The sequence below is a fragment of the Pontibacillus salipaludis genome, from assembly GCF_014642405.1.
GTDB classification, from domain to species: domain Bacteria; phylum Bacillota; class Bacilli; order Bacillales; family BH030062; genus Pontibacillus; species Pontibacillus salipaludis.
The window spans coordinates 45,312-58,451 of record NZ_BMIN01000013.1 but is presented as its reverse complement, the minus strand read 5'-3'; the positions used below and the strand labels follow the sequence as shown (position 1 = coordinate 58,451).

Annotated in this window: 14 protein-coding genes; 11 read left to right on the top strand and 3 right to left on the bottom strand. The window is 39.6% G+C overall.

Annotated features, from left to right (window positions below; translation table 11 throughout):
- Positions 1-104: 104 nt before the first annotated feature.
- Together IEW76_RS14045 and IEW76_RS14040 are read right to left on the bottom strand one after the other, a co-directional pair.
- A complete protein-coding gene (locus IEW76_RS14045; RefSeq protein ID WP_188654868.1) occupies positions 105-479 on the bottom strand; it encodes a hypothetical protein in 375 nt (124 codons plus the stop codon).
- Positions 480-526: 47 nt separating this feature from the next.
- Positions 527-1,744, bottom strand: coding sequence for a nucleotidyltransferase (locus IEW76_RS14040; protein ID WP_188654866.1), 1,218 nt, complete (start codon positions 1,742-1,744; stop codon positions 527-529).
- Between the two features lie 256 nt (positions 1,745-2,000).
- Here IEW76_RS14040 and IEW76_RS14035 point away from each other — a divergent pair, with 256 nt between their 5' ends.
- The 4 genes from IEW76_RS14035 (at position 2,001) to IEW76_RS14020 (ending at position 4,499) form a co-directional block, all read left to right on the top strand.
- Complete coding sequence (locus IEW76_RS14035) at positions 2,001-2,513, top strand: YceD family protein (protein WP_036780823.1); 513 nt, start codon at positions 2,001-2,003, stop codon at positions 2,511-2,513.
- Between the two features lie 48 nt (positions 2,514-2,561).
- Positions 2,562-2,735 (top strand): 50S ribosomal protein L32, encoded by a 174-nt coding sequence (rpmF, locus tag IEW76_RS14030; protein ID WP_188654864.1) that lies wholly within the window; start codon positions 2,562-2,564, stop codon positions 2,733-2,735.
- 177 nt (positions 2,736-2,912) lie between these two features.
- On the top strand, positions 2,913-3,674 hold the full coding sequence (locus IEW76_RS14025) for an enoyl-CoA hydratase/isomerase family protein (protein ID WP_188654861.1): 762 nt from the start codon (positions 2,913-2,915) through the stop codon (positions 3,672-3,674).
- 345 nt (positions 3,675-4,019) lie between these two features.
- Entirely contained in the window at positions 4,020-4,499 is a 480-nt protein-coding gene (locus tag IEW76_RS14020) for an RsfA family transcriptional regulator (RefSeq protein WP_188654859.1), read from the top strand.
- A 33-nt stretch (positions 4,500-4,532) separates the two neighbouring features.
- Here the strand turns inward: IEW76_RS14020 and IEW76_RS14015 are convergent, their stop codons facing one another.
- Complete coding sequence (locus IEW76_RS14015) at positions 4,533-5,015, bottom strand: N-acetyltransferase (RefSeq protein WP_188654994.1); 483 nt, start codon at positions 5,013-5,015, stop codon at positions 4,533-4,535.
- 793 nt (positions 5,016-5,808) lie between these two features.
- Between IEW76_RS14015 and IEW76_RS14010 the strand changes: the two genes are divergently transcribed.
- The 7 genes from IEW76_RS14010 to IEW76_RS13980 all read left to right on the top strand — a co-directional run bounded on the left by IEW76_RS14010 (position 5,809) and on the right by IEW76_RS13980 (position 13,068).
- On the top strand, positions 5,809-6,699 hold the full coding sequence (locus IEW76_RS14010) for a ketopantoate reductase family protein (RefSeq protein ID WP_188654857.1): 891 nt from the start codon (positions 5,809-5,811) through the stop codon (positions 6,697-6,699).
- A complete protein-coding gene (locus IEW76_RS14005) occupies positions 6,690-7,079 on the top strand; it encodes a DUF3397 domain-containing protein (protein ID WP_188654856.1) in 390 nt (129 codons plus the stop codon). The genes IEW76_RS14010 and IEW76_RS14005 overlap by 10 nt, the downstream gene beginning before the upstream one ends.
- Positions 7,080-7,163: 84 nt before the next feature.
- Entirely contained in the window at positions 7,164-8,789 is a 1,626-nt protein-coding gene (gene bshC / locus IEW76_RS14000; RefSeq protein WP_188654854.1) for a bacillithiol biosynthesis cysteine-adding enzyme BshC, read from the top strand.
- A gap of 178 nt (positions 8,790-8,967) precedes the next feature.
- Positions 8,968-9,399 carry a division/cell wall cluster transcriptional repressor MraZ gene (mraZ, locus tag IEW76_RS13995; RefSeq protein WP_188654851.1) on the top strand — a complete coding sequence of 144 codons (432 nt, stop codon included), beginning with the start codon at positions 8,968-8,970 and terminating at the stop codon, positions 9,397-9,399.
- A gap of 46 nt (positions 9,400-9,445) precedes the next feature.
- Positions 9,446-10,405: a 16S rRNA (cytosine(1402)-N(4))-methyltransferase RsmH gene (rsmH, locus tag IEW76_RS13990; RefSeq protein WP_188654849.1), complete on the top strand. Its 960-nt coding sequence runs from the start codon at positions 9,446-9,448 to the stop codon at positions 10,403-10,405.
- Positions 10,402-10,782 (top strand): cell division protein FtsL, encoded by a 381-nt coding sequence (gene ftsL / locus IEW76_RS13985; protein WP_188654847.1) that lies wholly within the window; start codon positions 10,402-10,404, stop codon positions 10,780-10,782. Before rsmH ends, ftsL begins: the two co-directional genes overlap by 4 nt.
- 15 nt (positions 10,783-10,797) lie before the next feature.
- Positions 10,798-13,068, top strand: a complete 2,271-nt coding sequence (locus IEW76_RS13980; protein ID WP_188654845.1) for a penicillin-binding protein — start codon at positions 10,798-10,800, stop codon at positions 13,066-13,068.
- Positions 13,069-13,140 lie beyond the last annotated feature (72 nt).

The window sequence follows — 13,140 nt, the reverse complement described above, 5'->3', positions numbered from 1 at the left end:
AGCCTAGAAAGGGCTCCAAGTTGTACAAAATACAACTTGGAGCCCTTTTCGACTTTGTTTACAGGCCAATATCTGAGGTCCAGCTTTTTCGCTATGTTGTGGCGCTACTGGCCGATTGAAAAAATATAGTAATCAGAAGTATACATCCGTGTTTCCACGGTTGTCTTGTCTTCTCCTTTAGAGAAAATTAGATCTTTTCCTTTTTGTTCTAGGAAAGCATACCCTCTCTCTCCCATAAAGGTCTTAACGATGTAGTAATAATCGCCCTCCACAGGGGTGTGTGGTGTAATGTAGGTCTCTGATTCAGTATCAATCTGCACATAAGGTTTGTCGCCAAGTTTAAGCTGTACGATGCCGCTGATCACAGGAATTGGATTTCCCTCTTGAAATAAGGTGTCTTTAAATACAAATCCAATAGATCCTACAATAATGAACAGCGCAAGGAATGTAATGCTGAACCATCGTAACAGATTGCGCAACCTCATTCCCCCTTTAATATTTGGACGATGTGTCCATAAAAAAAGTTTCACAAATGTGGCATTACAGGTGGTCCTATTTCTCTTTTTCGTAAGGATTTTTTTTGATCCAATGGCAAACAAGACAAATAGGCGTCCACAGAACGCTCCTCTATTGTAACAAATTCATGATCTCCTGACTGCAAATTTGTAAGGATAGGTACGTTCATTTTTTTCTTTTGTTCTTTAATATACGTACGACCGGTCTTTGACATTCCTAATAAACGTACGTAGGGCACTTGTTCAAGTTCATGTAGGGAATGAAGTTCATTTTTCTTTGTGTTGGTTAGAATGTGGGTAATAGTCCGCTGAAGTCGTGTCCATGTATAGCGTTTGGTCTTAAGTAAATTCATCCACTCTTCAAATGTAGTAGCTTCTTGTATTGTATGCTTTAATCGAAATTCAAGTCCTTCTTCAACACCATGAAAGGTTCTGATCTCTTCTGGAGAAAGGGTAGTTAATTTATAGTGTAGCAACGGAAAATACCGCTCCCAGTAATGCCAGCCATTTGCCTTATCTCCATATTCTTTTAATAAATTTACTGAAGCAGGTGGCAAAGATCCTTCAGCTTCTGCAGTCATTTCTTGTTGCTTTAGAATGGATTTCCTTATACTCGTTGCGCTTGCAATTTTATGGGAAATCGTTTCATCGTGATAACCGCTTTTAGTTCGTTGTATGGTCATAGGGATGATTGGCAACTTGTAATCAAGAATGGTTTTAGTGTAACTAAAGCCTAATATATTATTTGGCTGAGTTAAGTCAATGGAGTCCTCTGACAAGCCAATTGCCTTATATGCATGTCGGCTAGCCTCTGGAAAAGAGTACCCTTGGTCTAAAAAATGGTGGAGTGAATCTTTGTAATACTCCTGATGACTATTTAAGTAATCATATGCCTTCGTAAAAGGAGTAATATCGCCTTGTTCGCTTCCGAAGCAGATGGTGTCTATACCGATTTCATGAAGAGTGAATACGGCACCTTTCGCAAATAAATCGCTATTTTGCACTGCAAATGCGTAGGGGAGTTCTAAAACGATATCGACCCCTTGAGACAATGCAATTTGAGCTCGGTGCCACTTGTCTATGATAGCTGGCTCTCCTCTTTGAAGGAAATTTCCACTCATTACTGCAATCATGCAATCAGCTCCAGATGCTTCTTTGGACTGCTTCAGATGATATTGGTGACCGAAGTGAAAAGGGTTATACTCAACAATAAGTCCACACGATTTCATGACGTTAAACCTCTTTCATATAGTATTTTCCGTTCATTTACTTAGTTACTATGATTATAAACTAACGAAATAGGGAAGCGAAATCAATAAAAAGGAGGCATTTTGTATGGTCTTACTTGCGTCACGGGTTAAGTTATGGCATAGTGAGAAGACTATAAAAGCGAAATGATAAAAGGCGATATTGCTGTAAAGAAAAAATGTTGACAAATTGTCTATTTCCTTTTAAAATAACTCTTGTTGCCTTGAGGTGATTAGAATGAAATTTGCTTTACAAAAATTAAAAGCAGCTGATCTAGAACCGGTAACGTTTGATGATCACGTTGACATTTCTGAACTAGAAGAAATGCCTAATGACATCCGATCCATACCTGATGTACATGTAAAGGGTGAAGCTACTCGTAATGGAGATACAGTTACTTTTCGTTTCTCTGTCTCTGGTACAATGACGCTCCCGTGTGCTCGTACATTAGCGGATGTGAAGTATCCGTTTTCCTTTGATGCGGTAGAAGTCTTCTCACTATCTCCTTATCATCAAGAAGGTGAAGATGAGATCCATGAAATTGCTGGAGAAGTTCTTGACTTAACGCCTTATATCAAGGAAAATGTAATATTGGAAGTTCCTTTGCAAGTGTTCGCTGATGACGAGGTGCTAGAGGATGCTCTTTCTGAGGGGCATGGCTGGCAGTTGGTCACAGAGGAGAAGCAAGAAGAAAAGGTTGATCCTCGCCTTGCAAAGCTTCAACAATTTTTAGATGATAACAAAGAGTAAGAGATCCATCACATACAATCTGGATCGTGCATGAAGGAGGTGTAACACATGGCAGTACCAAAGCGTAGAACTTCAAAAAAGGTTAAAAACCAACGTCGTACTCACAAGAAACTTCACGTACCAGGAATGGTAGAATGCCAAAACTGCGGTGAATACACTAAACAACACCATGTTTGCAAATCTTGCGGACAGTACAATGGTAAACAAGTTGTTGAACAATAAACCGTTCAAAAAAAGGGTGTCTCATAGAGGCGCTCTTTTTTTGTGCTCTATAAGGGTTTTCTGAGAGTCAATTCGTGTTATTTTAGCTTCTTATATAAAATATGTACTTGTAAAGTGCACGCTTACTTAAATAGTTTGGTAAAATAAAAGTAGAAATAATAGAAAAGAGGGAACAACATGAGTGAATATGTGAAGTGGGATTTATATGAGCAAGGTTATGGTATGATAACTCTTCACCGTCCTGAGCGACGTAATGCCCTTTCTTTAAATATGATTGAGGAGCTTCAAAGACTTTTAAGGGATGCAAGAGATCTTGATATAAAAGCATTGGTCATTACTGGAGCAGGTGATCAAGCATTTTGCTCAGGAGGAGACCTTAATGATTTTCATGCAGGTTTGTCTTCTCAAGAAGCTTTTAGTGCCCTTTATCCTATGAAAGAAGTGCTTTATGAACTATCTCGTTTTCCGGTACCTACTATAGCTTTATTAAATGGGCACACACGCGGAGGAGGTTGTGAACTAGCGACTGCATGTGATTTTAGATATGCTGCTGAGGGTTCCACAATCGGGTTTGTACAAGGAGATTTAGGGATATCACCTGGCTTTGGTGGTGGTGCGTTGCTGTACCAAAGAATTCACCCTTTAAAGGCTTATGAAATGCTTGTACAGTCCCGCGTTTATGATACCGTAGAGGCGATTCACACAGGGTGGCTACAAGGTACAATTCGTGAAGAGACAATAGCAGAAGATATTGACAATATTCTTCAACCGTTCTTAAGCAAGAATATTGATCAAGTGAAACATTTCAAGCAACAGTATGTGAAGCAACAAATCCCTATATCCATATCAGCTGATATGGATGATGAAGTAAGACGTTGCTCGAATCTGTGGGGAAATGAACAACATAAAGAAGCGGTTCAGGGTTATCAAAGGTCCTGATGATCTTTATTGGATTCACTCTTCGTGTGTTTGTTTAGTGACCTAGACACGGCGAGTAAGCAGCTGTTACAAATTAGTAACAGCTGCTTTTTTGTTCACATGAAGGTGGGATAGCCGAACTTCCTCTAATATCTCTTGGTTAAGCCAGTGTTTTTCATTGATGTCTAGCTCCGGCGGGGAGGGCCTAGCGAGATAAGACATCTCTCCTACAGAGGCTATCGCCTCTTTCGGAGAGCTGTCTTATCCGTACGGCCCTGGTCACCCCGCCTGCGCTTTTCTTAATTCCCTAGTCTATCTCTCCTATTAGTTGCATACATTTTTAGTACACGTGATAGGAGGGATAGAATGAATGCTACGAGGCAGGATGCTTGGACGCAGGATGAGGATGTTTTACTAGCTGAAACGGTTCTCCGTTATATACGGCTTGGGAAAACGCAGTTGGAGGCGTTTGAGGAGGTTGCAAAGAAACTCTCTCGCACTTCGGCTGCTTGTGGGTTTCGTTGGAATGCTACCGTTCGTAAACGATATGCAAAGGGGATTCAGTTAGCGAAAGAAGAAAGAAAAAGAGGCGGGACAGAAAGGGAAGAGGTAGCTTCTGCGGAGGATTCTATCACCTCCACTTTCTCCATAGATGATGCGATCTCTTTTTTAGAAACGATGAGACAAAATGTTTCTGGAAATAAGCCTGAATCTTCACATCAAGATATCTCTACGCTCTATGAAGAAAATCAGAAATTAAAAGATCAAGTAAAAAGGTATCATCAAGCGTGGGAAGAGATGGGGAAACTTTGGCAGTGGGTGCAAATACCGAAAGAAAAAGGCTGATCACCTTAGTGATCAGCCTTTTTTCTATAATTATTATGATGATGGAGTCTTTTCTGTGACTCCTGTAGGGGTCCAAATTAGAGGGTTTTCTCCTAAATCTCGCTCCATATCGTATTTTGCTTTTTGGAACCCCATCTTCTCCCAAAAACCATGAGAGTTAATACGAGGGTTTGTTTTAATCGGTAATTTAAAACTTTTGGCGAAGTCTACAAGTTTCTTGCCATACCCTTTATTTCGGTAATCGGGTAAGACTTCAAGCTTCCATAGTTCCAAGTAATCTTGAGGAGGCTCAAAGTAGTCATCATATCGAGATGAAACTTGATAAAGACTCATTCGGGCTACTAAAGCGTTTCCATAATAAACGCCATAAAATGGTGAAACGCTGTCATTTTCGATTATGTTACTTTGCAGGTCTTCTAGCATGGAGAGTTCTTGATTTCCGTATTCTTTAAATCGTTTAAATTCTTCTAACGTTTTAAAATTAACCACTAGTTTTTGAACTTGTATGGTATCCATCATTATAAAATCCCCCTTAAAACCTTAATTACTCTTCTCTATTATAATATAAAAATTTTCTGAATAAAATGATTGTTGTTCTTTTAGGGGGTAATGTTTTGGGTATGGTGTGATTTAACGCTACGAGTATAAGTAGTAACGTGTTTTATTACTTTAAAGATTTTTAGAGTCTTCAGCCCCCTTATGTGGAAAACACGAGTTGAGATCATGCTTCCGTTTGCTCAAATTGAGAATAAGGTGATTCGGGAAATCACTCGCTTTCCGCGGCGAGCTGGGAAGCCTCCTCGAACGCTTTCGCTCTCTGTGGGGTCTCCCCTAGGCTCCTACTGCCGCAGGAGTCTCGCAATTTCCCGAACCACCTTTACAATATATAGTGGGAACGGAAGCTGGCTAAATAAGAGGGGGGGCTGTGGAGCGTGGAGACTCCTGTAGGACAAAGAGGCTTTAAAAAGAAAGGGGAAGTTCGACTAAAACCCGTCTTGTGACAACGTCAAACGGACCCCACCTCGTGTGGGGCGGTCTGCGGAAAGCGACTCGTTCCCCAGACCCCCCTACTCCTCAATAGTCGTAACGGCGACACTCATAATACACCGTCTCAGCTTCTAGTCTTCAAGATCTCGGCCTTATGCTTGCAAAAATATAATAAAATGATCATCTCCTTTGCCCTATATAAGAAATAAGCTATTTTCTAAGGTCTACATAATAAATTTTTTTGCTAAAATGGGCATATAGGAGGAATTTAACCTCTTATTGTATAAAGATTAAGAATAGATAAACGTAAGAAGGTGGAGTAATGAGAGTAGCAGTAGTTGGGGCAGGGGCAATTGGATTGCTTTATGCAATCAGGACACAAGAAGCAGGACATGAAGTAACCCTTTATGTAAAAAGAGGACAACAAATGGATCTTATCCATAATAAAGGCATCCAATTAGATGATAGATCTAAGGTGTATGATATTCATATGAAAAATTCCATGGATTTAGATGATTCCTTCGATTTAATCATAGTTGCCACTAAGCAAACTCATGTTAAAGAAGTTATAGAGATCGTAAAGAAAAATGATATCTCCACCCCTCTTTTGTTCCTGCAAAATGGAATGGGACATATAGATTGCCTAGATGAAATGGCTAATTCAACAGCGGTTGGAATAGTAGAACATGGAGCAAGGAAGTTGAGTGATCGGACTGTAGCTCATACTGGTGTAGGTGTTACACGAATAGCTGGTATAACGATGAAGCAAGAAGATCTAATCACTTATAAAGAAGAGTTAGACTCTAGTCACTTCCCTTATAAAGTAGAAAATGATTGGTTTGAAGTCATGTCAGATAAGTTAATCATTAATGCAGTTATTAATCCGTTAACATCTGTATTTAAGGTTGCTAATGGAGAGGTTGTGAGCAATCCTAATCTATACCGTATTGCGAAACGTTTATGTGAAGAAGCATGCAATGTGCTTGGTAAGGTCGATGTTGAATATCATTTAAGCAGGGTTAAGAAAGTTGCGCTGCAAACAAGAGAGAATCACTCTTCTATGCTTGAGGACATTAAGAATGGTAGAAACACAGAAATTGAAGGGATTTCAGGTTATTTGTTAAAAAAGGCAAGTTACGAACTCCCTTATACCACATTTGTTTATGAAGGGGTAAAAGCCATGCAACAAATGAACAGGAGGGGATGCGAGTGAATCAAATGTTAGCCTATTTAGCAGCTGTTTTTATTACACTACCAGTACCGCTTACAATAATTATTTATATGATTATGAGAAAAACGGTAAAGAATAAGAAGAAATCATTGCATGTAACAGTAAACAGTATGACTTTGATTTATGTTTTAGCTGTACCAGCAACGTTATTTGTTATTTTTGAGCGCTCTTATATTAGTTATGTTTTCATTCTACTCATACTATTACTGAGTCTTTTTATTTTTCTCCAATGGAAAGTTAAAGAAGAGATTGTATTTAAGAAGGCATTTAAAGGATTTTGGCGCTTTAGTTTTTTACTCTTTGTAAGTTTGCACGTAAGTCTTACAATTTACGGACTAGCCTATCGACTTATGACTTTATGATGCCTTTTGAGTGAAATCCCTTCATCTTTTCGATACAATACGAGGGGAATACATAGATCATATTGAAAAAGGAGAAGGTTATCCATGCGGATCCAACCCATTACGTTACCATCACAGAATAAATTTATCCAACATTATCGTGCTCAGGAGCAGGAGCTATTAAATAAATTTCATTATAACCCATATAATCAAGAAGAATATGAAAGACGTGCGCTAGAATTGGATAGTCGCTCATTCCAGAGAGAAGAGTTGGCTGACCATCTTCAAGTTATTAATAAAAAATGGGGAGCGGGCGAAGCAACATTTTCAAATATCGAGCGATTAAGAAACCCTGAAAGTGTCGTTGTTGTTGGTGGCCAACAAGCAGGTTTGCTGACTGGGCCGTTGTACACGATTCATAAGATGATTTCAATTATTATAATGGCTAAAGAACAAGAAGAGGCCCTTGGGCGTCCTGTACTTCCCGTTTTTTGGGTTGCGGGGGAGGACCATGACTTTGATGAGATCAATCATATTTATATGCCGCAATCTCCAAGAATGAAGAAACATAAAATTCTTCAAAAGCAAATGAAAAAAGAAGCCATATCAGAAATGGAAATGGATGAAGAAGCCATACAATCCTGGCTTGATCGTTTATTTGCTGGTTTACATGAAAGTGAATATACAAATCGTCTCTATGATTTATTTAAGAGCGAATTGAAAAAGTCTACTACCTTTGTTGATCTTTTTGCACGAATTACGCATTCCTTCTTTAGCGAAGAAGGACTTGTTCTAATAGACGCTCAGAATGAAGATCTACGCCGTCTTGAGAGTAGCTATTTCCAAGAAATGATTAAGAAGCAACCTGAAATTAGTGAAGGTGTTGTAAGATCTCTACATCACACGGCGCAGCAAGGTTACGCCGTTAACCTTGAAGCGGAAGTTGATGATGGTCATCTATTTTATAAATGGAACGGGGAACGAACTTTATTAATGAAAGACGAAGAAGGGTATTGGCGAGGTAAGAAAGATGAAGTTTGTTTGAGTGAAGAAGAACTAATGCATATTGCTGAAACGAATCCCCACCTTCTTAGCAATAACGTAGTCACACGTCCTCTTATGCAAGACCTTGTACTTCCTTCTCTTTCCTTTATCGCAGGTCCCGGAGAGGTTGGATATTGGTCAGCGCTTAAGTCAGTATTTGAATCACTTGATATACAAATGCCTCCGGTGATGCCTCGTTTATCTTTGACACTGCTGGATCGTAAAAATGAAAAATGGCTTCGTCGTCATTTAATTGATGTAGAACGAGCAGTGAATGAAGGTGTTACGGAAGATAAAAGTAAATGGATTGCGATGCAGAGTTATCCTCCTATTGAAGAGTTGGCTGATGAAGTGAAACGCGCGATTGAAAGAGCACATCGTCCTCTAAAAGAAAAAGCTCATGAAATTCGTGATGATATTGGTCAACTAGCAGAGAAGAATTTATTCCATTTGTTTAGAGATGTGGAATATCTTCAAGAACGAATGGCTCAAGGCCTAGAAGAAAAGCACAGTAGAGAGTTAGAGGTGTTTGATCAAATTGATTTACGTTTACACCCAGAAGGTGGATTGCAAGAGAGAATATGGAACATCCTTCCTTTCGCGAATGAATATGGTCCTGATCTTCCAAAGCAACTTTTAAGGGGACAATATGATTGGAAGAAAGCTCACCACGTTATCTTTATGTAGAAGCATAAGTTTCTCCTTCTCTTATTAGAAATCCCTAAGACTTTTAAAAAAAATGATTAAAATAAAAAAATCCTGCCCAAAAAGGCAGGATTTTTTTTGTTACCAAAGAATATTTAAGTTAAAGTGGAGGAAAGTGGTGGGATGTGGTACGCTTGTGTGAGAAAGTGGGGCTATCTATATGTTTATGGGAGAATATCAACACAATATAGATACAAAAGGCCGAATCATCGTGCCTTCTAAGTTTCGTGAAGACTTAGGAGAGAAGTTTGTCATTACACGTGGTCTTGATAAATGCGTATTCGCATACCCACTTTCTGAATGGACCGTCATCGAAGAGAAGTTGAAAAAGCTCCCACTAACAAAGAAAGATGCTAGAGCATTTACTCGCTTTTTCTTTTCAGGTGCAGTTGAGTGTGAAGTAGATAAGCAAGGAAGAATTAATATTCCTTCCCCATTAAGGACATATGCAGCACTAGAAAAAGAATGTATTGTTATTGGCGTTTCTAATCGCGTTGAATTTTGGGCTAAAGAAGATTGGGAGACTTATTTTGAGGAATCTGAAGATTCTTTTGCAGAAATCGCTGAGAACATGATGGATTTTGATATTTAGCAAATAATATAACAACCAGAGAATCTAACTGAAAAGGAATGAAAGTATGTTTGACCATATTACAGTATTAAAGGAAGAAACCGTCACTGGATTAAACGTAGAACCGAATGGTATTTATGTCGACTGTACACTCGGTGGTGGGGGACATAGTGAGCGTATAGCATCTCAGCTAAGTGAAGAGGGCCGACTTATTGCTTTTGATCAGGATGAGGTAGCCTTGAGTGCTGCTAAAGAACGTTTAGCTCCCTACGAAGACCGAATTACATTTGTACATGCAAATTTCAGGGAATTGAAACAATCTCTTTTGGACCTTGGAATCGAAGAAGTAGATGGTATTGTTTTTGATTTAGGGGTATCTTCTCCACAGCTTGATGAAGATGAGAGAGGATTTAGTTATCATCAGGATGCACGTTTAGATATGCGCATGAACAGGGAACAGCCACTTAGCGCTTATGAAGTCATTAATGAATGGGATTACAATGACCTTGTCAGAATTTTCTTTAAGTACGGGGAAGAGAAATTCTCTAAACAGATTGCAAGAGGTATTGAGAAAAAACGTGAAGAAGCGCCAATTGAAACCACTACACAACTAGTGGACATTATTAAAGAGGCGATTCCAGCTCCTGCAAGAAGAAAAGGTGGCCATCCAGCTAAGCGTATTTTTCAGGCAGTGCGCATTGCTGTGAATGACGAATTAGGAGCTTTTGAAGACGCTTTAAAACAGGCGGCTGAAATGGTAGCAATGGAGGGTAGAATAGCTGTTATTACCTTCCACTCTTTAGAAGATCGTATATGTAAGCAAACGTTTAAAGAGTGGAGTAGTAATCCGCCTTTACCTAAAAGCATTCCAATCATCCCTGAGGACCAAAAGCCTCCGTTTGAATTAGTGAACCGAAAACCAATCATTCCAAGCGAAGAAGAATTAGAAGAAAATCGAAGAGCTCGATCTGCGAAATTAAGAGTTGCTAAGAAAATACGTCCATGGGAAGGGTGGAATAATGAATGAGTGCAGAAAAAGCGAAACAATTGCACCAACATGAAACAACAGAGCAAAGCCAAAGTCAAAAGCAGGTTAAAGTCCAGGTACATAAAAAGAGATGGATTACACCTGGTGAAAAATTCTTATACACAGTTGTAAGCAGCCTAGCGATCCTTTTTAGTGTGGTCGTCGTTTCATATTCATCATCGATTGATCAGATCAATCGTGATGTGCAACATTTGGACTCAAACATAAACAAGCAGCAGCTTGAGAATGAAAATCTTCAATACCAAATTAAAGAATTATCAAACCCTGAGCGTATTATGGAGATCGCGAAAGAAAACGGTCTTGAAATACGACAATCTAAAGTTAAACAAGCTAAATCCGTTTCCGGTAACGAATAAGGGGACATGAGATTTATGAAGAAAAATCGAACAACTCACCGAGTGGCGAAACTCTACATGCTTGGATTTATGTTGGTCTTCACGATTATATTCGGCCGTTTTGCTTATATTCAGGCGACAGGTGAAATTGAAGGGGTATCACTACAAGATTGGGCTGATCAAAAGCGAACGAGTTCCTATACGATTGAGGCCGATCGAGGGAAGATCCTTGATCGTAACGGAATGACGCTCGCTTATGACCGCCCCACTTATAGTGTTTATGCCATTATTGATGAAGAATATTCAAAAGATTCAAAGGAGCCATTACATGTTGAGAACCCGGAAAAAACGGCTGAACAACTGGCTCCTATTTTAGGTTTAGAAGAGTCTTATATTTATGATCGTTTAACGAAGGAAGGCCCTTTCCAAGTCGAATTTGGAGCAAACGGGCGTTATCTATCTCAAGAAACACGAGAGCAGATAGAGGATCTAGATCTCCCGGGTATTCGCTTTAAACAACAGGCGAAGCGGTACTATCCTAATGGCATGTTCGCATCCCACGTACTTGGTTTCGCACAAAACCAAGGGGAAAGTGAAGAGATCAACGGCATGATGGGAATCGAGGAACAAATGGATGATTATTTGTCTGAGACGAACGGGTCAATTTCCTACAAGCGAGATAAATATAATATGAAACTACTAAACCCAGAAGAAGTTTTTGAGAAACCTGAAGACGGTGCAAATGTCACGCTGACGATCGATCAAAAAATCCAGACATTCCTTGAAGATGCAATGAATCACGTTGTGAAGGAATATAGTCCTGAGAAAATAACTGCCATAGTTATGGATCCTAAGACAGGAGAAGTATTGGCAATGGGGAACAGGCCGAGTTTTAACCCGAACGAAAGACAGGATATTGGCAATTGGTACAACGATGTCATTGCGTCTCCATATGAACCTGGTTCAACCATGAAGATCTTCACATATGCTGCTGCTATGGAAGCAGGTGTGTATAATGGGTCTGATACGTATATGTCCGGGGAGTATGTTTATAATGATCGTGGTGACAAAATCGGTGACCATAACGGTGGTAAGGGCTGGGATGTAATCGATTATGATGAAGGTTTTGAACGATCCTCAAACGTAGCAGCCGCCAAACTAGTCTGGGAACAATTGGGTCCTGAAACGTATATGGACTACTTACAAGCGTTTGGACTTGATCAAAAGACAGGTATTGACCTTCCTGGAGAACAAGCAGGGAAGATTGTTTACAAGTGGGACAGTGAAGTTATTACGACTGCATTTGGACAAGGCTCAACGTTTACACCAATTCAACAAATGAAAGCTGCTACTTCTGTAGCGAATAATGGGAAAATGATGCAGCCTTATGTTGTTTCCCAAGTAACAGATCCTTCTACAGGTGATGTTTTAGAGAAGAAAGAGCCTAAAGTTGCAGGGGAACCCATTAGCGAAAATACTGCAAAAGAGATGCGAGAGTTGATGGGGAATGTTGTGACAGGTGAACATGGTACGGGTGTAAATTTCTATAATCTTGCTAACTATTCGGTTGCAGGTAAGACGGGTACAGCACAGATTCCAAATCCAAACGGAGGAGGGTACTTAGCTGGTCACGGCAATTACTACCTATCTTTCCTTGGTATGGCACCTAAGGAAGAACCTGAGCTTATGATGTATGTCTCAGTGAAACAACCAGACCTTGAACCAACCGAATATGAAGCTGAACCAAGCTCTTATATTTTTAAAACAGTAATGGAGAATAGTCTCCACTATATGAACATCAAACCAACTGAAAACAAAGAAGAGCTTTCTGTAGAATCAAAAACTCTTGAGGATTACACAGGAGAGTCTATTGATAAAGCGAAACAATCCATTACTGAAAATGGTTTAACGCCTATTGTGCTAGGGGATGGAACTGAAGTGAAAGAGATGTTCCCGCATGGAGGAACGAAAGTCATTTCTAATGAGAAGATTTTCTTAGTGACCTCAGACTCAACGAAAATGCCTGATATGTCAGGTTGGGCCCTTCGTGATGTGCTCACATTTGGTGATGTGATGGATGTCGATGTTGATTCAATTGGGAGTGGTTTTGTCCGGAAACAAAGTGTTCCTGCGGGAGCTTCCTTACAAAAAGGAGGATACCTCGTTGTGGAACTAACTGGTCCAAATGAAGAACCTTCAGACAAGTCACTCGAGGAACAAACAGAACGATCTATGCAGGAAAAAGAAGATCTAGAATCCCAAGAAGAAACAGATAATAAAGAAGAAACAACAGATGAAGAACAATAGAGTGTAACAAAGACAGTGTTCTATTCGATTTTCTGAACTCATAAAATGGATACAAGCATACCATGGACGTAA

What these genes read in the sequence shown, in the direction of transcription:
- IEW76_RS14040 (WP_188654866.1), bottom strand. Translation starts at nt 1,744, where the DNA reads ATGAAATCGTGTGGACTTATTGTTGAGTATAACCCTTTTCACTTCGGT.
- IEW76_RS14035 (WP_036780823.1), top strand. Translation starts at nt 2,001, where the DNA reads ATGAAATTTGCTTTACAAAAATTAAAAGCAGCTGATCTAGAACCGGTA.
- rpmF (WP_188654864.1), top strand. Translation starts at nt 2,562, where the DNA reads ATGGCAGTACCAAAGCGTAGAACTTCAAAAAAGGTTAAAAACCAACGT.
- IEW76_RS14025 (WP_188654861.1), top strand. Translation starts at nt 2,913, where the DNA reads ATGAGTGAATATGTGAAGTGGGATTTATATGAGCAAGGTTATGGTATG.
- IEW76_RS14020 (WP_188654859.1), top strand. Translation starts at nt 4,020, where the DNA reads ATGAATGCTACGAGGCAGGATGCTTGGACGCAGGATGAGGATGTTTTA.
- IEW76_RS14015 (WP_188654994.1), bottom strand. Translation starts at nt 5,015, where the DNA reads ATGGATACCATACAAGTTCAAAAACTAGTGGTTAATTTTAAAACGTTA.
- IEW76_RS14010 (WP_188654857.1), top strand. Translation starts at nt 5,809, where the DNA reads ATGAGAGTAGCAGTAGTTGGGGCAGGGGCAATTGGATTGCTTTATGCA.
- IEW76_RS14005 (WP_188654856.1), top strand. Translation starts at nt 6,690, where the DNA reads ATGCGAGTGAATCAAATGTTAGCCTATTTAGCAGCTGTTTTTATTACA.
- bshC (WP_188654854.1), top strand. Translation starts at nt 7,164, where the DNA reads ATGCGGATCCAACCCATTACGTTACCATCACAGAATAAATTTATCCAA.
- mraZ (WP_188654851.1), top strand. Translation starts at nt 8,968, where the DNA reads ATGTTTATGGGAGAATATCAACACAATATAGATACAAAAGGCCGAATC.
- rsmH (WP_188654849.1), top strand. Translation starts at nt 9,446, where the DNA reads ATGTTTGACCATATTACAGTATTAAAGGAAGAAACCGTCACTGGATTA.
- ftsL (WP_188654847.1), top strand. Translation starts at nt 10,402, where the DNA reads ATGAGTGCAGAAAAAGCGAAACAATTGCACCAACATGAAACAACAGAG.
- IEW76_RS13980 (WP_188654845.1), top strand. Translation starts at nt 10,798, where the DNA reads ATGAAGAAAAATCGAACAACTCACCGAGTGGCGAAACTCTACATGCTT.